Raw genomic sequence first — 26,706 nt, 5'->3', positions numbered from 1 at the left:
GCCTTTAGACGTCCGCCAAGGCTTGTTTGAGGTCGTCGATCAAATCCTCGACGGCTTCAATGCCCACCGATAACCGCAACAGATCATCCGGCACCGGTGTGCCCTCGCCTTCAATACTGGCGCGATGCTCCACCAGACTTTCCACACCGCCGAGCGAGGTGGCGCGCTTAAACACCTTCAGACGTGCCGCCACCGCAATCGCCGCTTGTTCACCGCCTTTCACCCGAATCGACAACATGCCGGTAAAGCCGCCGCTCAATTGCTGACGCGCCAGTTCATGGTAAGGACTGTCCGGCAAACCCGGGTACAACACCTCAACCAAAGCCGGATGATGTTGCAGCGTTTCGGCAATGGTCAAGGCGCTGCGGCTGGCCGCTTTTACACGCAAATCCAGGGTGCGCATGCCACGCAAGAGCAGCGCCGATTCGAAAGGCCCCAGAATACCGCCCTGCTGACCGCGCACCGCGGCCAATTGCTCCCACCACTCGTCTTTACGCGGTGTCACCAACGCACCGGCCATCACATCGGAATGGCCGTTAAGGTATTTGGTGGCTGAATGCATCACCAGATCGGCACCCAACGCCAACGGCCGGCACAATATCGGCGTGGCTACGGTGGCATCGACCGCCACCTTGGCACCGGCGGCATGCGCCAGCTTGCATACCGCCGCAATGTCGGTCACCGACCACAACGGATTGGCCGGACTTTCCAGCCACACCAGTTTGGTCTGACCGGGTTTTAACGCCTGTTCAACCTGCGCCAGATCTTCGGTTTCAACAAACTCCACCGTCACCTGCCAGCGCTGCGCAAACTGCTTTAACCAATTGCGCAGCGACCAGTACATCACCTTAGGCGCGATCACGTGATCGCCCGTCTGTAAGGTCTGAAACACCGCCGTCGCCGCGGCCATGCCGGACGCAAACAGCATTGAGTCGGCGCCGTTTTCCAGTGCCGTTAACAGATCTTCAGCGGGTTGGTAGGTCGGGTTATTGGGGCGCGAATAGACATTACCCGTGGGATAACTGTTGTCCGGCGCACGCTGGTAAGTGGTGGCGGTGTAGATGGGCGGTACCAGCGCTTGAGTGGGTTCGTCGATCAAGCCCATCGCCTGGGCGGCGAGCGTCGCGGGGAGTTTTTGCTGAGCCATAATTCATACATCAGGTGGTGATTAACGCCGCGATGATAGCACGGCTTAGTCGTCGGCCATTGGAACGGCGAGTTGCTCGTCCAGTTTATCGAGCAGACGACGCATTTCATCGAGCCGCTGATGCACCTGTTCAAGTTCTTCATCGGTGACGGCCTCATAGCCTCGCCACAGGCCCCAGCCATACCCCCAGCGGTAAGCGGTTGGCCAATAGGGTGAGCCGCCCACACGCACGCCGGTCAGCATGATTTCGCCAATCTCTTCCTCGCCGATATCGGCCACGCACTGGCGCAATTCTTCATCGGCCTGGCGTCGCTCATCACGCGTACCGCCCATCCAGTAGGCCAGGTCATGAGCAATGCAGCAGTCGAGCCAGAGCGATTGCTGGCGGGGGGTGCCGTTGGGAAAAACGCTGCAACCATCCGTCGTGAACGGTTTTAATTCATCGGCCATGGCACCGACGGTTGCCAACAACAAAGCGCCCAGCAGCCAGCGGCACCTCATGCGTTCAGCCTCAGTCGCAGCACATGCTGGGGCCCGGCAGCGCCACCAAGATACAACTCACCGTCATCTTCAAAACCGGCCAGACGATACAGATGATAGGCCGCCAGATTGCGCTGATTCACGGTCAGCACAATGGCCGGATGTTGGTGATAGTGACGTTTAAGATACGGCAGCAAGGCGGCACTGGTTGCTTTACCCAAACCCTGACCTTGAAACCGCTGGTCAATCAAGAAGGAGCGCAAACCCAATTCGCCAGGCTCGGCGAATTCGTAATACTGGCTGTAAGCGGTGTCGATATTACAAAAACCGACGGGTTCGTTATCGCGTTCAATAAAATGAAAATGATCGGTCGGCTGCGCAGCGTCGAGAATGTCATCGAGGGTCCCGACAAATTCGCGTTGCGCTTGCGCCACGCTCAGGGTGCGTGCATCGTCCCAGTCGGCGGGGGTTAATCGGCGTAAAGTGATCATCATGGCATACGGCAAAACATTCATGGGTGTTTTACCACAGAACGCTGCTCAGGCGCCAAACGCCTGAACGATTCAACACCTCAGCCCCATTCGGACATACGCAATGTCGCCCTTATAAAACCGCTCGCCTTCGGGCTTCATGCCAAAGCGCTGATAAAAACCAAGGGCCGATTCACGCGCATCACACCAGAAATAGTTCACTGAACGCGACGGCAACTCATCGAGAATCCGTTGCAGCACAGCGCTGCCAATCCCTTGTTTTTGATACGCCGCCAGGGTGGCGAATTTACGCAGTCGCGCGACGTTGACTTCAAAATAAACGGAGGCCACCGACACCAACTGATCGTCGATGAACGCGCCCAGATGCCAGGCCGTATCATCACCTTCGACCCGACAAAAGGCTTCCGGTTTATCGGGCCACAACACCTGATGACGAATCGCCAGGGTTTGTTGCCATGGCACCGTTTTAATGAAGAGAGCGGGCTTTCGGTTCACGTAGCAGCGTCCGGCTAGGCAAAGCGCGCCACACGATCGACGCGGATATCGGAGCGGCAAAGCCTAAACCAACGCGCCGCAAAGATCAGCCTCGTGGCGCGATGTCAGTGATGGAAACCGGTTTCATTGAACCGCGCGGATCATTTCAATTGAAAACAAAAACCATTAATTGCGCTAACGGTGTTGCCCAAGATCGGTTTACTGGTAGTATCGATGTTCAATTGAACATCCCATAATAACAACTGACCGGGCTAGGCCTACCAAGATGTTCAATGCCCCGCATGGCTTTGCCATGCCACGTGGGCCGCCCGACGGAGAACAATAATGACTCTGCGTAAAAAACTGCTCCCTGGCATGGCACCATCAGCTCCTGCACTGGCTGCGGCTCTCTTGCTTGGCCTGATCAGCAGCCAGGCACACGCCGATTGCGAACGTGGCGCGCTCGATACTCTGTATTGCGACGAAAACGGCGATATGGTCGCCGATGCCCCGACTGACGAATCTCAGTGGGTCGATCCCGACACCCTGATTTTTGCGTACACCCCGGTTGAAGACCCTGCCATTTATTCCGACATCTGGCAGCCGTTTATCGAACATCTGTCCGACGTAACCGGCAAAGACGTTCGCTTCTTCGCGGTACAGTCCAACGCCGCTCAGGTTGAAGCCATGCGCAGCGGTCGTCTGCACATCGCAGGTTTTTCCACCGGCCCGACGCCCTTTGCCGTTAACCTTGCCGGTGCGGTTCCGTTCGCGCTGATGGGGTCCGATTCCGGTCAGTTCGGTTACACCCTCCAGGTGTATACGCATGTCGATTCCGACATTCATGAAATCACCGACCTGAAAGGCAAACGCATCGCGCACACCTCACCGACGTCCAACTCTGGCAACCAGGCACCGCGTGCCCTGTTCCCGGAGATGGGTGTGGTACCGGGCGAAGACTATGAAATCCTGTTCTCTGGCAGCCACGATCAATCCATGCTCGGTGTTGTTGCCAAAGACTATGACGCCGCTCCGGTCGCCTCAGAAGTGGTCGAGCGCATGGCCGCTCGTGGTCTGTACGACGAGGAAGACGTGCGTCTGGTGTGGGAGTCTGATCGCTTCCCGACCACCTCCTACAACTACGCCTACAACTTGCATCCCGACCTGGTCGAGAAAATCCGCGAAGCCTTTTACAGCTTCCAGTTTGCCGGCACTGAATTGGGTGAAGAATTCGAAGGCGTAGAAACCTTTATCCCGATCAACTACCAGCAACACTGGCGTGTCATCCGCACGATTCAGGCGTCCAACGGTGTGCAATACACCCGCGACAACCTGCAATAACAGACCAGCGTTACTCAGAAAAACGGGCGCTTCCGGCCTTGTCGGAAGCGCCACCGGGAGTGAATCAGATGTTAGAAATTACAAACCTCGTCAAGCGCTACGGGCAAAACGACCCGGTACTGAAAGGCTTGGATTTAAAAGTCGATGGCAGCAGCGTGGTGTCCATCGTCGGCGCCTCCGGTGCGGGTAAAAGTACCTTGTTGCGCTGCATTAATCGGCTGGTGGAACCGACTTCTGGGTCCATCAAGCTGAACGGTAACGAGTTGGTCAATCTGCGTGGCAGCGAATTACGTCACTCTCGCCGCCGCATCGGCATGGTGTTCCAGGGGTTTAACCTGATTGATCGCTTAACGGTGATGGAAAATGTGTTGTCTGGCCGACTCGGTTATGTATCGTTTTTTCAGGCCCTGACGCGTCGTTTCCCGCAAGCCGATATCAACCGCGCCTTTCACCTGATGGAGCGCGTCGGCATTGCACATTACGCCGATAAACGCGCCGACCAGCTGTCCGGTGGTGAACGCCAGCGTGTTGCAGTCGTGCGCGCACTGATGCAAGAGCCGGAAATTCTGCTGGCCGACGAACCAACCGCTTCGCTCGACCCAAAAACCTCGCAACAGATCATGAGCCTGCTGCAACGCCTAGCCAGTGAAATGTCACTGCCGGTATTGATCAATATTCACAACGTCACGCAGGCGCGGATGTACACCGACCGCATTGTCGGCATGCGTCATGGTCAGATGATTTTTGACGGCGCCCCCAAAGATTTTAATCAGGATGCATTGGATGCCATCTACGGCGGCATCGAATCACCGGATGAAGATAACGGCGAGCCCGACACAGCAGACGATCACACCCAGGGAGCATTGGTATGACGGACCTGAAAACGGCAGCCAGTGGTGCGCCGACCAGGGTCTGGAAAAAGCCACCCTTTATCGCCAACCCCTGGATTCGCTACGGCTTAATTGTCGTCACACTCAGTTATCTGTATTGGGCTTTTGCCACTCTCCCCTTCGATTGGGAGCGCATTGCCGAAGGCTTGCCGCGCGCTGGCCGAATTTTCGGTGGGGCTTTTCCTCCGAGTTTTGAACGCGGCGGTTTATTGTGGACCGGCTTTAAAGAAAGTTTCCAGATCGCCTTTTTGGCAACGCTGCTGGGTGTGTCCCTGTCGCTCCCCATCGCGGTGATGGCGGCGCGTAATGTTGCACCACTGCCGGTCTATTTACTCGGCCGTACGTTAATCATTGTGTCGCGCAGCTTTCATCCGGTCATCGTCGCCATTTTGTTTGTGGCGGCTGTTGGCTTTGGACCTTTGGCCGGCATTCTGACATTAACGCTCTATTCGATAGGTTTTGTTGCCAAATTACTGGCCGAGGAAATCGAAGAGATCGATTGGGGTCAGGTCGAAGCCATGCGCTCGGTGGGTGCCGGTTATCTGAAGATGCTCATCTACGGAATTTTTCCGCAAATCATGCCGCGCCAAATCGGACTGGCCATGTATCAGCTCGACAGCAATCTGCGCGCATCCGCAGTGGTTGGCATTGTTGGCGCTGGCGGTATTGGCGGCACGTTGATGAACGCCTTTGGGCGCTACGACTACGATTTCGCCTTCGCCATCTTGCTGATGATCATCGGCATCATTTTGATCAGTGAAGCCATCAGCGGCTGGGTGAGGAAAAAAGTATGGTAGATCAAGCTGCAGTTCTGGCGGATCGCGTCTGGTCACGCTACAGCCGTAAAGAACAATTTATTCGCTACGGAGTCTATCTGGCAACGCTGATCGCCGTTGTCTGGGCATTGCAAGACATCGACATTTTCTGGCCCTGGGTGTGGGACGCACCGAATCAGATTCAGAACCTGGCGGTGCGCATGTGGCCACCGGCTTTCAACACCTGGAACGAGATTTTCAGCGCCATGCTGGAAACCGTTCATATCGCCACCCTGTCTACGGCGTTAACCATTTTTATCGCCTTACCGGTGTCTTACATCGCGGCGCAAAACACCACGCCGAACAAGGCGACGCTCTGGTTAGGTCGTTTTATTCTGGTGTCGAGCCGTTCGGTGAACACCATTATCTGGGCACTGTTGTTCGTGGCCATTTTTGGCCCGGGCGTGTTGGCCGGTATTCTGGCGGTGATGTTCCGTTCCATCGGTTTCATCGGCAAGTTGATGGGCGAAGCCATTGAGGAAATCGACCGTCGCCCCGTGGAAGCCATGCAGGCCACCGGCGCCAGCAAAATGAAGGTGGTGCTCTACGCCATTGTGCCTCAAGTGATGCCGGCATTTTTTGCCATCATCATTCTGCGCTGGGACATCAATATCCGGGAATCCACGGTGTTGGGTCTGGTCGGTGCGGGCGGCATCGGTGTCTTGCTGCAAGGCTCCATCGATCTGTTTGCCTGGCAGACCGTTGCCACCATCCTGCTCGCCATTGTGGTTCTGGTGGTATTGGGTGAATCGGTGACCAGCGCTTTGCGCAAGAAAGTCATTTGAGCCATCGACCACCCGACCGTTCGGGTGGTCGTGCCTTCAAAGTACGCATTGGAAAGCCACAACAATGTTGAATACTATCGATCTAGCGCACGCCGACATTCTGTTCACCGATGTCGACGATACCTTGACCACCCAGGGCCGCCTCTTGCCGGAAACCTATTGGGCGATTTGTCGGTTAGCATCCGCCGGAATTCGGGTCATTCCGGTGACCGGTGGGTGCGCTGGCTGGTGCGATCAAATTATTCGCACCTGGCCCGTTACGGCCGTCATCGGTGAAGGCGGTGCTTTTTATGCGGCGCGTTCTGCAGCGCAGACAGTTGAGTGGCATTTCTGGGAAGAAGCGTCATCACATCGACATCATCAGTCTGTCATTCTCGATGAAGTGGCCGCACTGGATTTAGGGTTTGAGGTGACACTCGCCAGCGATCAGGCGTTTCGCTTTGTCGATGTGGCGATTGATTACAACCAGCAGCAATCGCTCAATCCCGAACAGGTAGCTGCGGTTCAGAACGCCCTGCTCGCTCGAGGGTTTAACGTTCGGCAAAGTTCAATTCACCTGAATGTCTGGCAAGGTGATTTTGACAAGGCAACCATGGCGCTTCGAGTGGGTCGTGACTTGCTTGGACTGGAGGCGTCAGCATTGCAGCAACGCTCGGTTTTTATTGGTGATGCGCCCAATGACGAATGCATGTTCCGTGATTTTCCACTGAGCATTGGTGTTGCCAATATCCGCCAACACCTGCCGACGATGACGCACAAACCGGCAGCGATTGCGGGCCAGCCTTCCGGCCTGGGTTTTGCCGAAATGGCCGAGGCCTGGTTGCAGCAAAGAACCTCATCGCTTCAGGGCGAAGGTGCGTAAAACGGAATGGGCTATCTGATTGTGACTGGGATCCAATGAGCGCAAAAGAGCGACAGCACAGCATTCTGCAATGGGTGCATGAGCAAAAGCATGTCGAAGTCGAAGACATCGCGCAGCGTTTTGGCGTGACCACTCAGACCATTCGACGTGACATCAACAAGCTCTGTGAACAAGGCTTGTTGCGTCGCCGCTATGGCGGTGTCAGCTTACCGACCAGCGCGGCCAGCCCCGCAGCCGTCGACAATCGGGTTCGCAACGAGCACACCAAACGGTTGATGGCCGCCCGTCTGGCCGCGGACATTCCTGAGGGCTCTACGGTCAGCCTGGGCGTGGGCAGTACCATTGAACTGGTGGCGCAGGCGCTCACCCATCACACTTCGCTGCGCATTCTCACCAACAACCTCAGCGTCGCTTCAGCACTTTCCGGGAATTCCGGCATTGAGGTCATCGTCTCAGGTGGGCAGTATCGCCACAACGATCACGATGTGGTCGGCCCAGAAGTGACCAATTTTTTCAGCTCATTTATTACCGACTTTGGCATCATCAGCACCGGCAGTATGGATCTGGACAACGGCCTGATGGATTACGACATTCGCGAAGCCGAAGTCAGCCGCGCCATCATCGCCAATACCCGGTCTCGCATCCTGGTAGCCGACAACAGCAAATGGACGCTGAACTCCCACTGCAAAGTCGCTTCGTTTAAATACGTCGATCGGTTTTACACCGATGTCTTGCCCGATCAAAAACGCAACGCCTTGCCCGATTCCATTGAGTTTATTGAGTCAGGACAGGCCAACGATGATGTCGATCAGGACGATTCAGTTTCCGCTACCAGCCTCTAACGCCCTGTCTTATTTGCAAAGATCGCGAGATCATAATTGCGTGCACTTCAGCGTCCCTGCCGAAATGCCCGCTCGCTATTGGAGCGGGTGCTGCGTTTTAAAAACGGATGTGATGGACGTTGAATTTATTGCCATCCAAATCGCGGAAATAGCCACCGTAAAACTGCTCGCCCCGGTAACCCGGCGCGCCGTCATCACTAGCACCGAGCGATAACGCCAGCGCATGCATACGGTCGACCATCTCCGGACTGTCCGCCTTCAAAGCCACCATGCTGCCATTGCCGACCGTCGCCGCTTCCGTATCGAAAGGTTCGTTAACGATAAACAGCGGCGCTTTGTCCCCAAATTGCCAGGCGACTAAGCGATCGGTTTGATAGGCGCGTTTTGCAGAAAATTTTGCAAATAATTGATCAAAAAACTCCGTGGCTTGCGCCAGGTTGTTGGTGCCAATAGTCAGGTAAGTGATCATCGTGGATCTCTCTTTTAAAGGTGTGCGAATGGGTTATCCAAACGTGATTCGCCGACCCGCTGTTTGCTTCAGCCTGGATCGACGCTTGCTCAACACTCGGATTAACACTGCGCATAAACACCTCCTTCTATTCGCTGATTGGATAGCCAGGCTGTTACTGCTGGCGCCTTGATACTGCCGCCTGGCGGCGCGAATTGCCAGACCAGGGTTGAAAAACCACTATCTGATTCAACCTCTATCAGTCATGATTTCATCCATCCAGTGATGCGGGTATTTTTGATGAACCTTGATCAGATCCAATCGCTATTAAACACCTGGACCGGTCTCAGTGTGTGGCTAACGCTGGTCGTTGCTTGCCTGGCTTGGGTTATTTACGACCTACGCCATAGCAATCGCCACATTCCATCGATGATGCAATGGGTCTGGGCATTGACCGTGCTGTATTCCGGCCCGATCGGGTTGGTCTGTTATCGCTATTCGGGTCGCAAGCAAATTGCCACCGATAACCTGGTACGCAAAGGTCTGCGTTCCGTAGCGCACTGCTATTCCGGGTGTGGTATTGGCGAAATTCTGGGTGTGATTATTTCGGTCGGCTTCTTTGCATTAGGCAACCTTCCGGCTGCCATGATCACCTTTGTGCTAGCTTATGTTTTTGGCTTTGCGCTCAATATTGGGCCTATGATGCAAAGTGGTATGACCTTTCGGGACGCCTTTAAAGGCGCTTTCTTTGCCGAGAGCATCAGTATTGTCGTGATGGAGTCCGTCGCCATCACCACCGACATCTACCTCGGTGGCGACGCAGGCATGGGCGATGCGCTCTTCTGGAGTTCACTCTACGTCTCACTCAGCCTCGGCCTGTTTGCCGCTTGGCCGGCAAATATCTTACTGATCCACCTGGGGATTAAAGGTGGCATGGGCGACCCAAGGGACGTGCACAGTGAGCACAGTCATTAAATGATGTTTCTGGCGGCACTTTTCTTTGTTCTATTGAGCTGTCGCCCATTAAACAGCGCCCTTTCTACCAACTACCTTGCAGGTGTCAGGTAGTCCGACAACTGCACAAAGCCAGTATCCCATCCACCGATGGCCCCACCCTTTGAGGCTTCCCAAGCGGCCACTTGCTCAGCGGTTGGATTAACCGGCTGCCAGCGAAACTCCATCATCGTTCCTTCCGCCGTTTCACTGAGCAGGACCGTGGCCTGAATCTCCGGAGGCCAGTTCGGCATGGACGGTGATAATGGTTCACCTTGTGGGTTTGACTCGTATTGAATGAACACCAGCCGATTGGGTGCCGACACATCTAGATAGCGGGTTAACAACCACATCTCATGACCGTTTGGCATCACCATCTTGTGCAGTGCCGAACCGCCGGTGCGAATATCAGCAAACAGATAGTCACAGGTCACCTGGTCATTGGGGCGTTGCCATTGGCACAGGTGGCGGGCATCGGTCCAGGCATCGAACACGGCCTGTATCGGCGCTTTGTAGAGGCGGGTGATCACGGCAGGCGTAGCCTGTGGCGTGTCAGTCATTGTTTTTCTCCTTATCATCGAGAGTGCCCAGGTAGGCATCCAATTGATCGAACTGGTTCTGCCAGCGCGACTCCAGCTGATCGATCCAACTCACCAAGGGCTGCAACGGCGCCAAACGAGCACGATACAATCGATGCCGCCCAACCTGGCTGACCATCACCAGATCGGCTGCTTTTAGCGCAGCCAGCTGCTTGGACACCAGCGGTTGGTTCCAGCCCGTGCGCGCGACCAGATCCGTCACACTCATTTCACCTTGTGCTAACCACTCCAGCAGCTGTCTGCGACGCGGATCCGCCAGAGCCATAAACACCCTGTCCGGTTGTACGGTTTCATTCATACCCTCCAATATATTCCAATATTGGAATATTTCAAGCAAAAAACCAGAGACCCAACTCTCAGCGGCTATTCATAGGGGGTTGGTGTTATTCCGGGTAACCGTCAAACCGTGGCGCGGATGGTAACGCAGCCTCCCAATGGGCTTGGCTGAGCGTAAACAGATGCGCTGTCGGTTGCGTGTTCACAGGTTCATCTAGGCAACCGGCCGGTACCAATACCAGCCGCCCTTCTTTCATCACCGTCGGCACCGGCGAACCACAACGACTGCAAAAAGAACGTACATGACGGGTTTCCGGTAGATTAAAGGTCGACACCTGCGCCTGACCGGACAGCCAATTAACGGTTGCCGGGCTGGCAAACAGATTGGAGGCATGCGCCGAACCCGTGCCCTTCTGGCAATAGTGACAATGGCAAAAAAAGAAATTCGTAAACTCGCCTTCCAGCTCAAAGCGCACGTCTTGGCACAAACAGGAACCTTGGGTTTTCATAGGGGCCGCCTCTTATTGTTTGAATGTCCAGATGAATTTTACATGACTGAACGGCGAGTTCGCCTAATGAGCCACCATGATATAAACGCCACCGCCGGAATCATCAAACTGAAACCGCCATAGAGTGCGGCCACAACGGATAATGGCAAGAAATACCATACTTTGGGTAAGTCTGTTTTTAGCCAATAAATACCAAGCACCAGAGAGGCGCCGATAATCAGCAGGTTTAATCCAACAAACAGCAGATAAAGCCCAAACCCGTCATCTGGCAGCGCAACGTTATAGGCTTGGTATTTTATGTCATCAAGTGACAGTAACAGCTCAACCGCTAACCCGGCCGCCTGAAGAAACAACAGAGCCGCAATGCCCTGCTGCACAAAACTCGCGACTGCTTCTCTGTCAAATTGCCGCAACCCTTGTATCTCCTGCTAGCGCCTTGTTGGTACCGCTATTTTTAAACCGATGGCTTATACCAAGTATCATTCTCTGCGGTTCTATCCGATTACGCTTAATCGATAACAAACGTTTTAATCATCGGATATCTCAAACCCGTTGGTGTACAGCAAGCCATCGCGGACACTAAAATTGAAATCAAAGGTCAACAACGCCTGGCTGTATTGCGCTTTAGCCTGATAGTGAAATTGGTGCGAAATACCCTGCCCAGTGAACGACGTCCAGGTTGTACGCGTTTGTAACTCGATGGTCTCAATCTTCTCCAGACTGCCCAACGAATCCAACCATGGCATCATCGCTTGTAGATACTCTGGCGACGCGTTAGCCGAAACGTATTTTCTCATCTGCGATTCAGACAACTCATCCAGATCAAAAATGATGTTACGCACTTGCCTTTCTGCCGTTGCCTCCCAGCGATCAATGCTTCTGCTGACCACCATCGACAGTCCGGCATAGGCCACCAGGACGATGCCAACAACAACCGCTAAAATAATCAGCGTTTTCTTCATGGTGTTCATCCCAGCCCCTGAGACGCTAGACACAAGGAACAGCCCTTTCAGTTCACACTGAGGTTGATTGCCTGGGTTTTCAGGTAATCGATAAAGTCATCGTCGCCCTGCCCTTGAGTGGCCAGCGAAAACTGCAGCCAAAACCCGTCAATGGACGAGACTCGATAGAGACTGGTCGTCTGCTCATCACCGGCTCTCATCAACTCAATGTCCGAAACTTCATCAAAAGGAATGCCGTAAACGTCGTAGCCTTCCTTCACGTCATCGAGCAGGTACATCAGCAGCCGGTCGTTGGTCAGCAACACACCGCCTTCTGCCATTGGGTCGGTGCTGAAGGAGTAAAAATAATCGAACCGCTCGTCTTCCAGCAAAATGTCATTTGCCACCAAGGCATGTGTATCCCGACTGGCAACCTGCCGAGCGGTTTGAACCTGAGTTGAGGGTGTAATAGTGATGTAGTCAATTAACAGGATGGCGACGACAACCACGATAACCGCAGTCACCGGAAGGCCCGCAAAATAAAACCACTTCGACCGCTTCTTATAATTGGGGTTTTCCTGTTTCTCCAATGCCTTATAAGCAAAGCAACCTTGCAGCGCTTTAACATAAAAATAGAGAAACATAAGCGATAGCAGCAGTGCTCCAGTGCTGATACCTTTTCTTTCAACAATCAGAAGCAGCTTTGAAACCAAAAAATTGCCAACCAGCAAGAGAGCGGCATATCGTGATTTCTTATAAACACCGAAAGCTAAAATAAACAGCAATGCACTATCAACAAGAGCGTAGGGGTCGTTCAAAAACGCGAAGTCACCTTGAGCGTCCAATGCCATGGCAAGCAATACGTATACAAGAGAGAGTGTTCCAGAAACAACGGCCGCAATGGCGCCATGTCTTGTTACCCGTATCGCTTCTTCTCTGTTCATACGGCTTCCTTCTGCTTCTGCAACGACTCCACTACCCTGTTACACCAAGCACCAAAGCCCAGTTTGTCAGGCGATGAAGACCTCAATAGTGGTTGGTCAGGTAGGCTCTAATATCATCGTGCCCTTCGCGATCAGCCATTTCCAGCAAGGTCTCGTCATCTCTGGAAATCACATTGAGATCGGCCCCATGTTCGACCAGAAACTGAACACACGCCATATTGCCTTTAAGCACCGCCCATTGAATGGGGTTATAAGCCAGCTCCCCATAGGCGTTCGAAACCGTCATCACATGCGCCTGATCAATATTGCCACCATACTCCAGAGCCATACCGAGCATCTGTGTATTACACGCCAAGGAGTAACCTGCCACCGCAGAAATACCAAAGGCATTGGCCGCATTCACATCCGCGCCGGAGCGAATTAAAAACTCAGCCATGTCGTAATGACCCATCTCGGACGCCCGCAACAACGCCGTTCCGTAATAGGACACACGGCCATCAATATCCACACCTTGAGCGAGGATATACTGAACGATTTCCAGGTTGCCAAAGATGGTCGCATAAGCGAGCGCTTTATTAATCTGGTTTGGCTGGTAGGGCGGGTCTAAATCAACATCACCCGTTTCCACAATGGTTTGCACGGCGGCTAAATCGTGACTACGGATGGCATCGAACAATACTTGCCGACGCTCTTTCTCAGAGGCCGGCAAACCACCGCAGCCCGCGAGGAAAACCGACATAAAGACTACAATTACAAGCTTATACATTGTTGCACCCTAATTAATGTTCAGCACACCCAACAATGCTGAACGACTGCTTTGGAACTTGCCGCTAGTAATGGTACTAACGGCAGTGGTCATTGAGCACCGCACAAACGAGTTAAAAATTACTTTGAGTCAAAGGCGGATCAAATGGATAGTAAGGCGGCTTGAACCAGGGAAAGTCCACACGCTCACTCGAGGCGCCTTCTGCGGTCAGCCGGATGGCACTCACCGGAACAGAGTAATCGCTGCCATCGAGTGTAAACTCAGAGATCACGCCAACCTGTCTGCGATAGTTGGGAATGGTAATAGTGCCCGGCAGCACCTGAGTATAGGATCGAGGGATCAACTCTATGACCACCTCTTCGGCTTCAATGTTAACGCCGTTGAACCCATACACCACTTTCAAATCGGTGACCTCACGCGGCGTATCGGTAAAATTCACCAAATACACAGATACGCCCGCATTGGCTTCCAGGTCACTTGGGCCTAACCAACCCATCGACTGCTGCAGCCCGTAAAAAGGACCCACCTGCTTGTCGTGCTCAAGCCAGACCTCAACGACTATCTCGCCCTCAATCACCCAACTGCCGCCTACGTAGTCCTTTGTGTAGTGGATCGTCTCGCTCGTGCCATCTTTAAAGACGGTGGTGGTCATGGTATTTGCTGAGCGCGTCGCACAGCCGGCCGCGAACAGAATAACGAACAGGAAGAGCGTCAACTGAGAAAGTTTCATGGTTTCCTCATACATCAGAAGTCAGAAGCTATAGCAGGCCGGAAACGGCAGTGTGTAGGTAGGCTGAACCCAGAATGCGGTAGCCTAAGTCTAAAAGACATTAATATCGCAGGACGCGCACTCTGGCTAGCGCTAATCGGACAGATACAGCTTCAAAACTGCCATCAGCTATATTTATTCATTTAGACTCCAAAATACTTCTACTACCGCTCCATTATTAATACACTCATTATTCGAGTATCTCACTCTTATGGGCTTACCTTCATTCATGGCCGCCTGAGTAACAGAATAAAATAAATAGGCAGCTGGATTTGGGAGTGGCACACTTAAGTACTGCTTATCCGAGCAAGATGAATGAGTGAGCTCTTGATCCGTGAGTATAAAAACACGGTTTGTATTCATCGACAGACCGACTTCCAATACGTTTACCGTTTGTATTGTACTATTGTTACTAGCGAATACATTAGATGAAATCAAAACCGCCAGCAAAAAACATTTAATTTTCATTCTCACTCCTAATTTCTATGTATTGGTATAAATCGTTTAAAATCCCTTTAGTTATTTTAACCCCAATTCGGCCTTCAGTAATTTGGGCAAAGACCAATCCATTTAAAATTCTTAAGGATAAATCAATAAAAAACTTTTATGCGCGATATATAACAGTTGCCATCTGGACTGGGTTCAAAAACAATTTCGACCTGGTTTCCCTGCGCTGCTGCCGCTAACATCGCAGTGTAGATTCGATCGATTGACTCTTCTGTGACACCGACACGCCCGACTTCCAACCTGTAATAATCATATCCGTGCTGGCATGAGCCATGCTCATTATCAATTCCCACATAGACATAGCCATCCGTATAGGGATAGAGCATATTAATACGCGCTTTGTGAAATATCTCATCGGCCTGAGTGACCGAAATGAAGAACAGCAACCCCAGAAAAAACGAACATTGGCGAAAACTCATACACACTCCTATTCATTGAATTTAATAAGGTCTTAGACACGAGTATTATTGAACCAGGAGTCTAGAAACCTTAAGAATCAGTACTTATAAACACGAAATGCTTCTGGCACTTCATCATAGTCCGTTCTATAACAATCATATCCATCTGAATATCTAAGCATGACATTTTGCCCAGTCGCGAAAGCCTGCTGAGCCAGAGACTGATATGAACTCGCGAATGGGCTATCTTGTGGCGCTATTTTTTTCCAGACTGTGCCTGAGTTATTTTCCAATAGAACAAGCACTTTATCCGGATGCGACTGCATTGCTAATACCTCTGAGTAAAAGCAATCTTTTGCATGCACAGCTACTGATATAAATGCGAAAATCAAACCTAGATATCTCACAATGCCTCCTTAACAAATGTCATATAAAGCTTATGCCACGCCTACTATAGAACTCGCAGTATCACTCCAGATACATGAGATACATTCATGTGATATTTGAAGTAAAAATAACCGAATTATTAATCATCATATTCACAAATAGAGTGTGAAAAACTTAATTTCGAAAAACAAAAAAATCAATTAGTTATTCTTATCCATGAAATAACCGCCCTATTTTCAACACACGCACCTGTATCGCGTAATGACAACCTTTTCCCTGACGTAAATGCGGCGAGCACTAACGAGAATTTTCTATTTGCAACTGTTTCATTATTACTAACAACTCTATAGATTCCAGAGCCACAGTTATGCTGACGACTAGATGAAAATTCGAACTCTGTTGGTTCCAAATCTTGTTGATATACGTAATTAACTGATACCCCGTGCACATCTCGCCCAGCTGAAAATGCACTAAGTGGTAACATTAAAAAAATAAAAGCAATAAATATCGCTCTCACAATTATAACTCCGTAGTTAAATCAATAGTTATCATTATAAAAACATTCGAACATATGACACTTCACATATAGGAGAACCATTCTTTATTCGAACTTGTAGTCTTTTTTGGCTTACCAAAGCAGTTAGTATGGTGGAATAGGCTTCTTCAAATACGGGATGATCAGGACTCAGAACCATATAGTGCCCTTCAACCAAATTACAGTCGAGTGCACTACGGCCGCTCCCTGCCTGGAGGTATATGCCATTGCCATTAGGGTATACCGAAAGCAAAACATCCCGCCCGACCCCAGTACAGGCATCTGCTGAACAACTAGCGTATACACCTACACTTCCCAGGCAGCCTAAAGCAAAAATAATCGCCAACAAAGATTTTTTCATTTTCTTCCCTCTTAATTAAATTCTTCAATATTGAAACTAGAGTCATTCCCTTAAACTTAATTAATGATGTCTTTTGAGACGCCTTAAATGGCGGAATCGCTATGGCCTCAGGTCAAACCCTGTGATCTCACAATCACTCCATGTATCGTCATCTCGGAAATTTTCATAATTAACGCCACCCTTGATACCACCAGTGGCCATAATGGTCAGAACCATGCTGTAGGTTTCAGAAAAACGGGGATTTGATGGCAACAGGCGTCCACCCCGATTAGAGAAACACCCGGGCATAGAGCCGTTATTAAACTCAATATAGTAAGACTCACCACCATCGTTAAAAATTCTGGTTACCTCAAGATTTTGCAATTGTGGACCAGAATCTGCCAGCGCATAAGAAGAAAGTACGCATACTAAAACGATCAATAACCTAGTCATTTTCACCCCCCTTTATTAAACGTCGCTGCCTACATCAATGAAAGACTTTCATTCGGTTTACATAGCAATGCTCATTATCCAAATCGACTTCGAAATTTACGTTAAAAATCAATCACTAACTAGCCGCAGCAAGTGCTGCGGCGTACATTTTATTTGCACCTTCTTCTGTCACACCGTAGTAGCCAATATATACACGGAAATAATTATTTCTATTGGGACATATTGAGTTGTTGGCCAGGCGAATATTAAAATCGCCATTTTGCCCCGGATATACCAAGTCAATTCTCGACTCCAGCCACTCACCGTCGTAGAAGTCTTCGGCACTGGCATACCCAGACATAAATACCAGAATAATTAAAATTAAATATTTCATAGATCTTGCGCTCGTTTGTATTTTTTTTATACTAAAAGACTCTTACACGACGAATAACTGGATGATCATATACACAGCTTTCATTATAAATTTGAATACCAATCGTCCTGCCAGACGAATGAGCATATAATAAGACCGAAAGAACCTGATCAACATCACTTCTTTCAGGGTCTATACCCATTATTTTATTTTGTCCCGATACACAACCATTTGGATTGACTACCGTTGACTCCAATTCAAAAAATGCCCAGCCTTCTTCATAACCAGCAAAGACACTTTTTACTTTTAAATTATTAACTTCAGTATATGACTCTGCGTATGCTGAATGACTTACAACCAGTAATGTAATCAGAAAAAGTATTTTCTTCATTAAATCTATTCCATAGTCAGTATTCAATTACAATATTCTAACTTAAGATATTTTAGTGAGAGAGTGTCGAGCCATAAGATAGTAATTTAATTACTAACGATTATTTTTTGCGGGACGTTTAGTTGTCAGATCAAAAAAACCAAAGAGTCTTAGGGCTAATAAACACGGAATGCATCTGGTGATGAGCCGTAGTCTGAGAATGAGCAATTGTAATTATCCGAATCGGAGAAACGCAGCATAACCCTCAATCCAGATGCAAGAGCATGCTGAGCAGCGGACTGATAGGACGCGGCATAAAGGTCATCCTGACTGGCAACTCGCTTCCAATAGGTACCTGAACCATTCCTCACCCTGACCAATATGTCCGTTGATTGAGGCTGTATGGCTACTAGCTCAGCATAAAAGCAGTCTTTTGCATGCGCGCTTAACGAGGATAGAATAAAGAGTGAGAATAATATTTTCACAATAGCTCTTAAAAACATGTCAACCACCTCCAATTTGATTCTGCAGATCGCACCAAAGTATATTCAAATACACTTGGAATCATTAAAGCTACAAAGACTCATAAAAACCTTCCAACATTTTTCATAACTAAAGAACATCATCAATAACACTCCACTTAGCTATAAGATCTAATTCCTGGTAGTGAATTTTTTAGACTTTTAATAAAGGAGGACTTTAGTATCGGTGGATCTCACTACGCTGGGTGGTCAATACCCTACCTACCATCGTTGGTCACCAATGAAAGGACTTGCAGGTCTAACGTTTCGATTACTAAAATATTTAGGGCTTCAGGACCAAACTCGACAAAAAAGGTCGTATCGATGATTCACTTTCACCAATTTTAGAACGTCTCAATATTGGTTCCGATTAGTTGATTTACAATTTAACACACTTCGAAAGTTCATCTCGGATTTCAGTTGGCTCAACACATATGTTGTTTAGCGTATGTAAGAAGCTAAGCTATAGACGAACGCTAGGAATTTCTACTTCAGTATTTTTATCAAATAAAAGGCAACCTAAAAAATCCTTTAGACAGAACTTTTTCAGTAATTCATCATGCCTAAAATTCACAAAGCTAGCCATTAACACACTCAGATTTAAATTCGTTAGCAATAAATACTCAGGTCAAGAATAAAGCTTACACTAGGGTCATCTAACAATACGACTGTGCACGCTTTGATGGGTGTCCAGCTTACCATTCTAATCTAATTTACATCTAATCTATATAGCTAGCACGATAGACCAATAGTGACAACTGCCCACTCTCAAAAACAAACCCCATTACAGCACCCCCTTCTAACGTACTAACTTTCAGTGTAGATATATCCTTATTATTAAGTCGATCAGAAAAAACATCATATTCATTTGCGACCCGAGATACTTCAGCCAAAATATCAGGAGACCGTATGTACAAACACAATGGAAAAACGTTCCCGCTACTATAATAGTAAGAAAAATAATCCTCTTTATCTTCTGATTTAATTAGGTAGCTTTCCGATCCACCCGCATAATTACCGCTCACTTCTTCTCTATTAATATTAACCAATAAAGGTTCAACTTCGCTCCACTCTAACGGACCGTTTAGTATAGAGAAGAATATTTCATCATTTGTAACACTATCAAGTTCAGACACTAAATTATCATTAGAGCATGGATCGACAACTGAACTAAATTCTTGGGATAAACTACAACTAGCAATTAGCCAAAGACATACAGACAAAATAAATCCACTATATTTACTAAAAAGCAACATGAGTCCACCTCTTCTATAACAAATCTTTCAATTCTGCCGGAGCATAACGTTCATTCAAATTACCATAAAACTCTCTTTGGAATGGCGTCGATGTAGATTTAATTACCTCATAATGTAAATGCGGACCCGTTGAATTACCCGTGTTTCCTGACGTAAGAACTTTTTGCCCCATTTTAACTTGCTGATTTTCTTCAACCGAAATTTCGCTTCCATGGGCGTATAGTGTATATACATTTCCTTCGCCTGACCTAGATTCCCCATGATCAATAATGACCGTCTTTCCATAAGTAACTGACGTATAAGCTCTAGCGATCGAACCATCAGCAGTTGCAACTACATCCGTGCCAACAGGAACTAAATAATCAGTCCCAGGATGGACCTTCGAACACACTTCGCATGTACGGACAGCTCCAAAAAGCGAACTAATTAGTGAAGCGCCTACTGGACTATCTAAAGCTCCTGGTTCTAATTCATCTACTGTATCAACAGGCTCTATCTGACTCTCACTTTCGTCGCCAATGTTAGGATTCTCAGCTTCGGAAGTATCACCACTGCCAGGTTCGGGCATCGGATTAGTGGTCTCATTATCACTCTCTGACTTTTGGTGATCATTACTATTAGAACGTGACCCGCTACCTGTAATTCGACTAACAATCTTCTTAACCTTTTCCTTAACCTCCTTCCAAAGGTATCCACTCGGATCCGTATACCCCAACGGGTTATTCATTACATAGGCATACCGACTGAAATTAACCGGTGCCTTGGTATTCTGAATAACGATATCCGCCTGTAAGAACCGCCCTAAGCGAGGATGATACAGGCGACCACCCATATGGATTAGCTGGAAGCCAGGTATATGCTCATGGTTGGTGAAGCCTTTTTCCGTGATTCCCAGCATTTGCGGTAAGCCAGACGCCGTGAAGGTTTCAATCTCTTCACCAAACACCGTATATCGCTTCCGTTGCAAAACACTGCCTTCATCATCCACTACCGCGACGATGGACCCGATGTGATCGCGGATAAAGTGTTGTTGAGTCTTTGAGCCAAAATCGTTGGTGGTGAGCAGCGTATTGCTGCCAATGTAATGACGGTGCTCTACCCAGCCTCCGGATTCAACACGTTCATAGCCATCCATCATAAAGGTGTTGGTGACGATGTTTTCGATTTTGGCGGTGCGTTTATAGCGGGTGCCGTTTTCATCGTACCAGTATTCGGTAGTGTCGCTTCTGTTACTGCTCGCTACCTTCGACAGCAGATTGCGGCTATTGTACTCCAGCGCGTAAAAGCCCAGCGACGTTACGTTGCCATTATTATCGTAGTCGAAGTCTTCTTGCAGCCGGTTTGAGCCGAAGGTGCCCGTAATGTCTGTCAGGCGCTTACCTTCGTAGTTGTAGTCCATGTCGAAGGTGACGTTGTTGTGGTAATCATTGCGCCTGTGTTGGCGAATATTACCCAGTGCGTCGTAAACATAGGTTTCTTCAGCGCGGTAGCTGCTGTCCGATTCGTTAATGCCCTTTACCCAGACGTTGGTGATTTGCCGCGAATAGCCATCCAGGTAACCGAATTTTTCATCGCGGTTGGTGATGCTCTCGGAGCGACCGATAATTTCGCCCACGATGTTAAATTCGTATTCGTAGTCCACCAGCACGGAATCGTTAGCGGTTGCCTGAATACTGGCCACTCGACTTGTTGCGGGGTCGAACGACCGAACCAGAGTCGTGCTGCCTAGTGTTTTCTCAACGACATTGCCGAAGTGATCCATGTCGGTATTTGCTTCATAGACCACTCTTTGTGAACCCGATAGACCGTTGGTTAAGGCGGTGGGGTAACCGGTTGAGTCGCTGTACTCCATACCAACCCGGGTCGGTTCCAGACCAGAACCGTATTCACCGGGCACTAATGGCAGGGTTTTCGTTTCCAGACGACCGTAGGCATCGTATTCATAGTCCGTTACAAACACCATCTGGCCGGTGTAGACCGTTTCTTGTTCAAGAACGCCATGAGCGTTCAATCGGTAGTCTTTGGCGATGGCGATGTTCGCATCGGTTAATGCATTAACAACGTCTGTTTGCACTGGGCATGTTGTTCTGGCGCCACCTTGGTAGGTAACAACGGAATCGAGCGTCCCAATGGCGATGGCATTATCAATGCCCGAATATTTAGAGGGCTGTGCTCTATCGTAATACCAGCAACTGAGTACATCGCCCACTCGCTGGCTGGTTTTGCGGCCCATCACATCGTATTGATAACGGGTGGTTACGCCGTTGGCGTCGATGTGCTCTACCACATTGCCATAGGCATTGGTTCTGGTGACATCGGCCACGGCTTTGTCGGGAATTTCTTCTGTGAAGACACCGTTGGCATCATCATAGGTGTAGGTTTCGTGCAGTCTTGTGGCCGAGGAGATCATGCCGGTGCCATCCAGGCCCGGATACTCGATGTCGAGCTTTCGACCTTTCACATCATATAGGTGGTGAATGGTTGCATCCCGAGCCGTAGAATTGCCATCACCGTCGTTTGCCAGGTAGGTCTCTCGGGTGCTGATTAAGCGACCCTGGGCATCGTAATACTCATAACGTTGACGCCCTTTTCCATCGGTAACCCGCTTTTCATAGCCGCCCGTATCTCCGGTGACCGTGTATTCATTAGTCCGGCGGTTTACACCCAAGCCTTCGGCGTTATCCTGCTCGATAACAACGATGCGGTCGTTCAAATCATAATAGTAGCGTTTGTTATACACCCCTTGGGTTGGCACATCACTGTAATAGCTGAATGCACTGACCGGGGTGGTTTCCAGTACCAGCCTGTCGTACGTATCCCATTCTTTCTTGGAAACCGACCAGGCGCCAAACTGGAGCTGGGTTGCGCTGCCGATCTCACGGCCTCTGGCATCAAAAAACAGATAACTGGTGGGTTGTATTTGAACCTGGCCTGAATCACCAACGACTCGGCTTTGTTCAGTATAGACGGCATCGCTCGGGCAAAGATGTGAGCCGCCATAACTGGAACAGAAGTAATACTGATGGCTGGTTACTACGCCCCAGGAATCGGTGGTTGAGATGACATTTCCAAAACCATCTGTTTGTTGGAAGCTTTGGGTTCCATTGAAATTGGTAACCGTGCGTGGGTTACCAAACTGATCGAAATTGTCATATTGGACCGTTTGGTCACTCGCCGAACTGCCAGAGCCGGATAACCGCGTTTGTGCTGTGAGGTACTTATGGTCATATATGCTGCTGAACTCCGTTAGTGTCACCCTTGGCGGTGCATAACCCAATTCACCTGGCATGCGGTTTACTGAGCTGACAGTTTGAGAATAAAGCGTACTGATAGAATCGCTGGTGTATGCATATTCAGTTTGAATCGCATTCTTTGCCGATGAGCCATCCAGCGCCTGACTTTCCGAAACGGTATAGGTGGTTCGGGTTTCCAGGCGGTTACGAGTGTCGAAGGTATTTTCGACAGCGTCTATGAGTGTCTCTTTGCCATCTTCGGTATAGGCAGTGGTTTCTTGGCTGACCAGGAAATCTCTTGGTTCGCCATACAGTGCGCTAGCGTATTTATAATCATAGTCCGTAACGACTTCGGTTTGGTAGTTATCCGCCAGAGCATTTTCTTCGCCGCCGGTTCTTACAATCGTTTGCACCCTTCTTGCGAAGTAGGAATCGGATTGCGGCTTCTCAAATACTTCTTCAACTTCTGACTGTTGTAGCAGACGGTCCTGACTTTTGAAATCAAACTGCCGGGTTATATATTTTTCAAGATAGATAAACTCAATACCATTAGCATTGATCGAATCCCACTGATTCTCTCTCCAGTTAGAGACAGCCGTGTAATCACTACCGATATCGATTGTATTGTGCCGCGGTATCATATCGGATGTTGAAGAAGCCGCGAAAAAATTCACCGCATCATTCGCTTCTTCAGCACTTGAAACAACATTGAAGGTGACAACTTTTTCCGTTCGGCCAATATAGGGCGCGTCCTGATGCAAATAAGTTGCCGTTACCAAAGCCCTGGTTTGATAGTCAGAACCCTGCAAATTAGCTAATGAGGTCCTCTGCGTTGTACGCACAAAGTGCTGGAATCCGAGATAGCCATCTCGCCCAATACGTTGCCTGGCTCCGGAATAGCGATAATATTCCACGCCACTTGGCGATGTCATCTGAGCGACTAGACGACGATTGCTGATTACATCCTTTTCGCCGTTGGGACGCTTTCCAATACCTTTAGTATAGACATCAGTATCCGTCATCCGTGACCAAGTAAAAGTGGTTAGGTTCCCTAAACCATCATCGATGGTCGTGAGCATCGGCCTATGACTGGATTGTGAGACATAAGTCTGAGCCTGACCGGTATCATTCGAGAAAGACATCAGGTCTCGAACACCATCTCCATCCAAATCCAAGAAGCGCAAAGTCGTGTCATCTGTAGAGTTGTCTACACCCTCAAGTGTATTACTCGTGGTGAATCCAAAATAACTACCATATTTGACAAAAATAGCGCCATTATTTTCGACGGGGCGGTGCTCTATAATATCGATATAGCCATCGTTATTTATATCTTCGAAAATGAGCGTTCTGAGTTTTTCCTTTTCATTATCTACCTGTAAGGAACTTATGGGTGCATAAACGACGCCTTCAGAGCTTTGATAGCTATTGAGCTGTGATTCTATATCACCACCGAATTCAGCAATTACATAACTTCCATCGGAACTATCATCAAGCAGACTGCCATCTACATCTGCATATTGAGTTCCTGAACTAGCAGTATCAGCAGCACTACTTTCGTACGTACTGGCCCTAGCATAGCGAAGCGGAAGCGTGGTGGGATTAGTATCAAACTGACCATCACCATGACCCTCATAGTAATGAAGCTGATAGTCGTCCTCCACAATACGATCTGGAACACCATCATTCGTTATATCTTGATAATGATGAGGTAAACCTAGGGATGGAGCATCGAGTTCAACATGGCCGTCCAGTGCGAGCTCACGGTGCTTTATTCGATAGATAACTGCTCGATTACTAAAAAGGTCTTCTTGACCCGGCTTTGCTATTGCCAGTAACTCTCGCCATGTCTTGCTATCCGGCCCTGACGACGGTTCATCCAGATTTATATCAGCATTGTGGAACAGGAACTCTTTTTCACCGTTGCCATCATAATCCGTTAAAACAGGAGGCTTTTTATTGTAGTACTCCGGATATATTTGAATTGAATGGCTATTATCATAGGTACCATCACCATTACCTTCATATACACGGGTTCGATAACGAGAGAATTCTTGCCACTGGTTGGTGCGCTCATGGGTGATTAAATCCGGATATCCATCCATATCTACATCAGCAAACTGCACACTAACGCCAGAAGAATCAAAACTGTCAGTTCGAGGACTTGAAAAACGGTTCTGCCCTTGCCCTAATCGAGCGTTACCAAACCAAGTTTTGATGTGGTCTTGAGATGTTTGAACCACATCAAAATAGCCATCAAAGTTTACATCAACCAGATTATAGGTCGCTGGAAGAGACTCTCTATTAGAAGGTGTTATACCAAGTGAGCCTACATGACGATAGGTTCCATCACCATTGCTCAACCTAAATTTCAGAACCGTTGCGTCGTTATTATTACATACCCAAACTGTACAACTGCCTCCTTTTTTACCGATATATAATATATCAGTGAAACCGTCGTTATTTATGTCTCCGGTAAGAAGACTATTACTGACATAGTCGCTGTCAGGATTGTTATTATATGTGGCGATATTTTCGTAATCATTATTGCTATTAGTAGACTCGTAATCAAATGTTAGCGGCTTATAACAATCTCCGTTATCTGAACACTCTTGTATAGCAATAACCAAGGGTTTATTTGTACGGTTATCTTGACTGTAGTGAACATTATAAACCCGCTGTGTTTCACCATCAGCTAGCATCGTTACTGAGCTTAGACGTTTGCTACTTGATACTCGAGCTCCATTACTCCAACCAGTAAATACATTGGCTCGGTCATCCCATTCAAATTGGATTGACGCAGATTGCTCAACATAGACAATAGATTCCAGCAACTGCTCACCGGAGTTCGCGTCTGTCGAGTAATTAACTTCATATTCTGCACCCGAGATCTTCTGTGTAGAAGACAACGCCCAACTTAGTACGGCAGCACCGTCGGTGTGCTCCAGCCTAGAACTCTCTGAGTCTCCATAGTACGAAATATCACCATTGGGGGTATGAACACTCCAGTATTGCGGCTCACCCAGATAAGATCCATGAGCTTCAATAAGCACCCCGGAATCAACCTGTGTGCGATACAAACTACCCGCGGCACCATGCGTTCCCGATATAGCAACAAGACGCTCCCCTTGGAAACAATAAGCATCACTCGCTGTGTACGTTAATGGCCGATCAAGCGGGTACTCGTGCTGACATCGGGCAATCGAGCCGCCAATAGAAACGGACCAGCCCCGCCCCATATTACCGCTGCCAGATTGACTGTTGTAACTCATAGAAACAGGTGCGCTTAGACCAGTAGCTCCAACCGGAGTTTCTAGAAGGATACCAATATTGGCCGCACCGCCTTTAGATACTGTTGCTGAGAAGTCGGTTTGACCAACAACATTACCAGTCACCGGTGAAGAGTTATTCTCATTGATAATACTGTTATATTGAAAAAGAGGAACCTGCTCTCCCGTTGGTGATGTAAATATTAAATCGTCAGTTCCATCCCCGTTGTAATCATGGATTACAGGGGTTAAGTCAACGACTTCATGACCAGCAATCCATGAATAATTACTCATTTCAGTCGGCCTGAAACCTGAACCCCCGTTTATTAAGTAAGCTTTAATCTTACTGCCAGAGGCTAAAGGATGAAGGTACATGTCGGACCAACCATCACCATTAAAATCGCCCGTGTATACCTCGTAGCCCGATAGCGCAGTTAGACCACTCATACTTGGTGTTGAATTCAGTGAGTGGATCGTATTATCGGATACATTCAGATAGAACGACTTTCCATCTTTATATTGAATGGGTATGGAAATTTCACCCGCAATCAGTAGAAGCTTCTTCTTGGCCAGAAAATAAATATTACCGTTTTGATTCTCATATATATCATAGGAATCGTCCTGAAAACTAACGGCTTCACTTATTCCGGCGCACAAAGCAACTAATGATACACCGATCTTAAATAATGATCGTTTGATGCTCATTTCCATACCTT

28 protein-coding genes are annotated in these 26,706 nt (G+C 48.8%); 7 read left to right on the top strand and 21 right to left on the bottom strand.

Features of this window, described 5'->3' with window-relative positions:
- Positions 1 to 4: 4 nt before the first annotated feature.
- The 4 genes from BGP77_RS12975 to BGP77_RS12960 are packed head-to-tail and all read right to left on the bottom strand — an operon-like array spanning position 5 to position 2,613.
- Complete coding sequence (locus BGP77_RS12975; RefSeq protein ID WP_108165150.1) at positions 5 to 1,147, bottom strand: PLP-dependent aspartate aminotransferase family protein; 1,143 nt, start codon at positions 1,145 to 1,147, stop codon at positions 5 to 7.
- A gap of 45 nt (positions 1,148 to 1,192) precedes the next feature.
- Positions 1,193 to 1,648 (bottom strand): hypothetical protein, encoded by a 456-nt coding sequence (locus tag BGP77_RS12970; protein WP_108165149.1) that lies wholly within the window; start codon positions 1,646 to 1,648, stop codon positions 1,193 to 1,195.
- On the bottom strand, positions 1,645 to 2,142 hold the full coding sequence (locus BGP77_RS12965; RefSeq protein ID WP_108165148.1) for a GNAT family N-acetyltransferase: 498 nt from the start codon (positions 2,140 to 2,142) through the stop codon (positions 1,645 to 1,647). The genes BGP77_RS12970 and BGP77_RS12965 overlap by 4 nt, the downstream gene beginning before the upstream one ends.
- 48 nt (positions 2,143 to 2,190) lie before the next feature.
- The gene (locus tag BGP77_RS12960; protein WP_108165147.1) at positions 2,191 to 2,613 is read right to left on the bottom strand and encodes a GNAT family N-acetyltransferase; all 423 of its coding nucleotides are present in this window, start codon (positions 2,611 to 2,613) and stop codon (positions 2,191 to 2,193) included.
- 324 nt (positions 2,614 to 2,937) lie between these two features.
- Here BGP77_RS12960 and phnD point away from each other — a divergent pair, with 324 nt between their 5' ends.
- The 6 genes from phnD to BGP77_RS12930 all read left to right on the top strand — a co-directional run bounded on the left by phnD (position 2,938) and on the right by BGP77_RS12930 (position 8,127).
- Entirely contained in the window at positions 2,938 to 3,933 is a 996-nt protein-coding gene (gene phnD / locus BGP77_RS12955; RefSeq protein ID WP_108165146.1) for a phosphate/phosphite/phosphonate ABC transporter substrate-binding protein, read from the top strand.
- 68 nt (positions 3,934 to 4,001) lie between these two features.
- Positions 4,002 to 4,805 carry a phosphonate ABC transporter ATP-binding protein gene (gene phnC, locus BGP77_RS12950; RefSeq protein WP_108165145.1) on the top strand — a complete coding sequence of 268 codons (804 nt, stop codon included), beginning with the start codon at positions 4,002 to 4,004 and terminating at the stop codon, positions 4,803 to 4,805.
- A complete protein-coding gene (gene phnE, locus BGP77_RS12945; protein WP_108165144.1) occupies positions 4,802 to 5,620 on the top strand; it encodes a phosphonate ABC transporter, permease protein PhnE in 819 nt (272 codons plus the stop codon). Before phnC ends, phnE (BGP77_RS12945) begins: the two co-directional genes overlap by 4 nt.
- Complete coding sequence (gene phnE / locus BGP77_RS12940) at positions 5,614 to 6,423, top strand: phosphonate ABC transporter, permease protein PhnE (RefSeq protein ID WP_108165143.1); 810 nt, start codon at positions 5,614 to 5,616, stop codon at positions 6,421 to 6,423. Before phnE (BGP77_RS12945) ends, phnE (BGP77_RS12940) begins: the two co-directional genes overlap by 7 nt.
- 64 nt (positions 6,424 to 6,487) lie before the next feature.
- Positions 6,488 to 7,285: an HAD-IIB family hydrolase gene (locus tag BGP77_RS12935; RefSeq protein ID WP_108165142.1), complete on the top strand. Its 798-nt coding sequence runs from the start codon at positions 6,488 to 6,490 to the stop codon at positions 7,283 to 7,285.
- A gap of 35 nt (positions 7,286 to 7,320) precedes the next feature.
- Entirely contained in the window at positions 7,321 to 8,127 is an 807-nt protein-coding gene (locus BGP77_RS12930; RefSeq protein ID WP_108165141.1) for a DeoR/GlpR family DNA-binding transcription regulator, read from the top strand.
- 97 nt (positions 8,128 to 8,224) lie between these two features.
- Here BGP77_RS12930 and BGP77_RS12925 read toward each other — a convergent pair whose 3' ends face one another.
- On the bottom strand, positions 8,225 to 8,596 hold the full coding sequence (locus BGP77_RS12925; protein ID WP_108165140.1) for a VOC family protein: 372 nt from the start codon (positions 8,594 to 8,596) through the stop codon (positions 8,225 to 8,227).
- 279 nt (positions 8,597 to 8,875) lie between these two features.
- On the opposite strand from BGP77_RS12925, the gene BGP77_RS12920 reads away from it, so the two are divergent.
- A complete protein-coding gene (locus BGP77_RS12920) occupies positions 8,876 to 9,550 on the top strand; it encodes a DUF4396 domain-containing protein (RefSeq protein WP_108165975.1) in 675 nt (224 codons plus the stop codon).
- A 71-nt stretch (positions 9,551 to 9,621) separates the two neighbouring features.
- Here the strand turns inward: BGP77_RS12920 and BGP77_RS12915 are convergent, their stop codons facing one another.
- From BGP77_RS12915 to BGP77_RS12865, 16 genes are all read right to left on the bottom strand, one after another.
- Positions 9,622 to 10,128 carry an SRPBCC domain-containing protein gene (locus BGP77_RS12915; RefSeq protein ID WP_158269372.1) on the bottom strand — a complete coding sequence of 169 codons (507 nt, stop codon included), beginning with the start codon at positions 10,126 to 10,128 and terminating at the stop codon, positions 9,622 to 9,624.
- Complete coding sequence (locus BGP77_RS12910) at positions 10,121 to 10,465, bottom strand: helix-turn-helix transcriptional regulator (RefSeq protein ID WP_108165138.1); 345 nt, start codon at positions 10,463 to 10,465, stop codon at positions 10,121 to 10,123. The genes BGP77_RS12915 and BGP77_RS12910 overlap by 8 nt, the downstream gene beginning before the upstream one ends.
- An 85-nt stretch (positions 10,466 to 10,550) precedes the next feature.
- Positions 10,551 to 10,952 carry a GFA family protein gene (locus tag BGP77_RS12905; protein ID WP_108165137.1) on the bottom strand — a complete coding sequence of 134 codons (402 nt, stop codon included), beginning with the start codon at positions 10,950 to 10,952 and terminating at the stop codon, positions 10,551 to 10,553.
- A 38-nt stretch (positions 10,953 to 10,990) separates the two neighbouring features.
- Positions 10,991 to 11,365, bottom strand: a complete 375-nt coding sequence (locus BGP77_RS12900) for a hypothetical protein (RefSeq protein ID WP_108165136.1) — start codon at positions 11,363 to 11,365, stop codon at positions 10,991 to 10,993.
- Positions 11,366 to 11,479: 114 nt separating this feature from the next.
- Entirely contained in the window at positions 11,480 to 11,923 is a 444-nt protein-coding gene (locus tag BGP77_RS12895; protein WP_108165135.1) for a hypothetical protein, read from the bottom strand.
- A gap of 38 nt (positions 11,924 to 11,961) precedes the next feature.
- The gene (locus tag BGP77_RS12890) at positions 11,962 to 12,837 is read right to left on the bottom strand and encodes a hypothetical protein (RefSeq protein WP_146171252.1); all 876 of its coding nucleotides are present in this window, start codon (positions 12,835 to 12,837) and stop codon (positions 11,962 to 11,964) included.
- An 82-nt stretch (positions 12,838 to 12,919) separates the two neighbouring features.
- On the bottom strand, positions 12,920 to 13,603 hold the full coding sequence (locus BGP77_RS12885) for an ankyrin repeat domain-containing protein (RefSeq protein WP_108165133.1): 684 nt from the start codon (positions 13,601 to 13,603) through the stop codon (positions 12,920 to 12,922).
- Between the two features lie 112 nt (positions 13,604 to 13,715).
- Entirely contained in the window at positions 13,716 to 14,333 is a 618-nt protein-coding gene (locus BGP77_RS12880) for a hypothetical protein (protein WP_108165132.1), read from the bottom strand.
- 174 nt (positions 14,334 to 14,507) lie between these two features.
- Entirely contained in the window at positions 14,508 to 14,840 is a 333-nt protein-coding gene (locus BGP77_RS17970) for a hypothetical protein (protein ID WP_146171251.1), read from the bottom strand.
- A 122-nt stretch (positions 14,841 to 14,962) separates the two neighbouring features.
- Positions 14,963 to 15,298 carry a hypothetical protein gene (locus BGP77_RS12875; RefSeq protein ID WP_108165131.1) on the bottom strand — a complete coding sequence of 112 codons (336 nt, stop codon included), beginning with the start codon at positions 15,296 to 15,298 and terminating at the stop codon, positions 14,963 to 14,965.
- Between the two features lie 77 nt (positions 15,299 to 15,375).
- Positions 15,376 to 15,684: a hypothetical protein gene (locus BGP77_RS17965; protein ID WP_146171250.1), complete on the bottom strand. Its 309-nt coding sequence runs from the start codon at positions 15,682 to 15,684 to the stop codon at positions 15,376 to 15,378.
- 975 nt (positions 15,685 to 16,659) lie between these two features.
- Complete coding sequence (locus BGP77_RS17955; RefSeq protein WP_146171248.1) at positions 16,660 to 16,992, bottom strand: hypothetical protein; 333 nt, start codon at positions 16,990 to 16,992, stop codon at positions 16,660 to 16,662.
- 115 nt (positions 16,993 to 17,107) lie between these two features.
- Positions 17,108 to 17,365 (bottom strand): hypothetical protein, encoded by a 258-nt coding sequence (locus BGP77_RS12870; RefSeq protein WP_108165130.1) that lies wholly within the window; start codon positions 17,363 to 17,365, stop codon positions 17,108 to 17,110.
- A gap of 31 nt (positions 17,366 to 17,396) precedes the next feature.
- Positions 17,397 to 17,735, bottom strand: a complete 339-nt coding sequence (locus tag BGP77_RS17950; RefSeq protein WP_146171247.1) for a hypothetical protein — start codon at positions 17,733 to 17,735, stop codon at positions 17,397 to 17,399.
- Positions 17,736 to 18,954: 1,219 nt separating this feature from the next.
- Positions 18,955 to 19,491, bottom strand: a complete 537-nt coding sequence (locus tag BGP77_RS17945; protein WP_146171246.1) for a hypothetical protein — start codon at positions 19,489 to 19,491, stop codon at positions 18,955 to 18,957.
- A gap of 13 nt (positions 19,492 to 19,504) precedes the next feature.
- Positions 19,505 to 26,695: an FG-GAP-like repeat-containing protein gene (locus BGP77_RS12865; RefSeq protein ID WP_158269371.1), complete on the bottom strand. Its 7,191-nt coding sequence runs from the start codon at positions 26,693 to 26,695 to the stop codon at positions 19,505 to 19,507.
- Positions 26,696 to 26,706: the final 11 nt, after the last annotated feature.

It is taken from the genome of Saccharospirillum sp. MSK14-1 (assembly GCF_003054965.1).
Lineage (GTDB): Bacteria > Pseudomonadota > Gammaproteobacteria > Pseudomonadales > Natronospirillaceae > Saccharospirillum.
This window is presented reverse-complemented; position numbering and strand designations above follow the sequence as displayed.

Coding starts and splice junctions, on each gene's coding strand:
- BGP77_RS12975 (WP_108165150.1), bottom strand. CDS start 1,147: ATGGCTCAGCAAAAACTCCCCGCGACGCTCGCCGCCCAGGCGATGGGC.
- BGP77_RS12970 (WP_108165149.1), bottom strand. CDS start 1,648: ATGAGGTGCCGCTGGCTGCTGGGCGCTTTGTTGTTGGCAACCGTCGGT.
- BGP77_RS12965 (WP_108165148.1), bottom strand. CDS start 2,142: ATGAATGTTTTGCCGTATGCCATGATGATCACTTTACGCCGATTAACC.
- phnD (WP_108165146.1), top strand. CDS start 2,938: ATGACTCTGCGTAAAAAACTGCTCCCTGGCATGGCACCATCAGCTCCT.
- phnC (WP_108165145.1), top strand. CDS start 4,002: ATGTTAGAAATTACAAACCTCGTCAAGCGCTACGGGCAAAACGACCCG.
- phnE (WP_108165144.1), top strand. CDS start 4,802: ATGACGGACCTGAAAACGGCAGCCAGTGGTGCGCCGACCAGGGTCTGG.
- phnE (WP_108165143.1), top strand. CDS start 5,614: ATGGTAGATCAAGCTGCAGTTCTGGCGGATCGCGTCTGGTCACGCTAC.
- BGP77_RS12935 (WP_108165142.1), top strand. CDS start 6,488: ATGTTGAATACTATCGATCTAGCGCACGCCGACATTCTGTTCACCGAT.
- BGP77_RS12930 (WP_108165141.1), top strand. CDS start 7,321: ATGAGCGCAAAAGAGCGACAGCACAGCATTCTGCAATGGGTGCATGAG.
- BGP77_RS12925 (WP_108165140.1), bottom strand. CDS start 8,596: ATGATCACTTACCTGACTATTGGCACCAACAACCTGGCGCAAGCCACG.
- BGP77_RS12920 (WP_108165975.1), top strand. CDS start 8,876: ATGAACCTTGATCAGATCCAATCGCTATTAAACACCTGGACCGGTCTC.
- BGP77_RS12915 (WP_158269372.1), bottom strand. CDS start 10,128: ATGACTGACACGCCACAGGCTACGCCTGCCGTGATCACCCGCCTCTAC.
- BGP77_RS12910 (WP_108165138.1), bottom strand. CDS start 10,465: ATGAATGAAACCGTACAACCGGACAGGGTGTTTATGGCTCTGGCGGAT.
- BGP77_RS12905 (WP_108165137.1), bottom strand. CDS start 10,952: ATGAAAACCCAAGGTTCCTGTTTGTGCCAAGACGTGCGCTTTGAGCTG.
- BGP77_RS12895 (WP_108165135.1), bottom strand. CDS start 11,923: ATGAACACCATGAAGAAAACGCTGATTATTTTAGCGGTTGTTGTTGGC.
- BGP77_RS12890 (WP_146171252.1), bottom strand. CDS start 12,837: ATGAACAGAGAAGAAGCGATACGGGTAACAAGACATGGCGCCATTGCG.
- BGP77_RS12885 (WP_108165133.1), bottom strand. CDS start 13,603: ATGTATAAGCTTGTAATTGTAGTCTTTATGTCGGTTTTCCTCGCGGGC.
- BGP77_RS12880 (WP_108165132.1), bottom strand. CDS start 14,333: ATGAAACTTTCTCAGTTGACGCTCTTCCTGTTCGTTATTCTGTTCGCG.
- BGP77_RS17970 (WP_146171251.1), bottom strand. CDS start 14,840: ATGAAAATTAAATGTTTTTTGCTGGCGGTTTTGATTTCATCTAATGTA.
- BGP77_RS12875 (WP_108165131.1), bottom strand. CDS start 15,298: ATGAGTTTTCGCCAATGTTCGTTTTTTCTGGGGTTGCTGTTCTTCATT.
- BGP77_RS17955 (WP_146171248.1), bottom strand. CDS start 16,992: ATGACTAGGTTATTGATCGTTTTAGTATGCGTACTTTCTTCTTATGCG.
- BGP77_RS12870 (WP_108165130.1), bottom strand. CDS start 17,365: ATGAAATATTTAATTTTAATTATTCTGGTATTTATGTCTGGGTATGCC.
- BGP77_RS17950 (WP_146171247.1), bottom strand. CDS start 17,735: ATGAAGAAAATACTTTTTCTGATTACATTACTGGTTGTAAGTCATTCA.
- BGP77_RS17945 (WP_146171246.1), bottom strand. CDS start 19,491: ATGTTGCTTTTTAGTAAATATAGTGGATTTATTTTGTCTGTATGTCTT.
- BGP77_RS12865 (WP_158269371.1), bottom strand. CDS start 26,695: ATGAGCATCAAACGATCATTATTTAAGATCGGTGTATCATTAGTTGCT.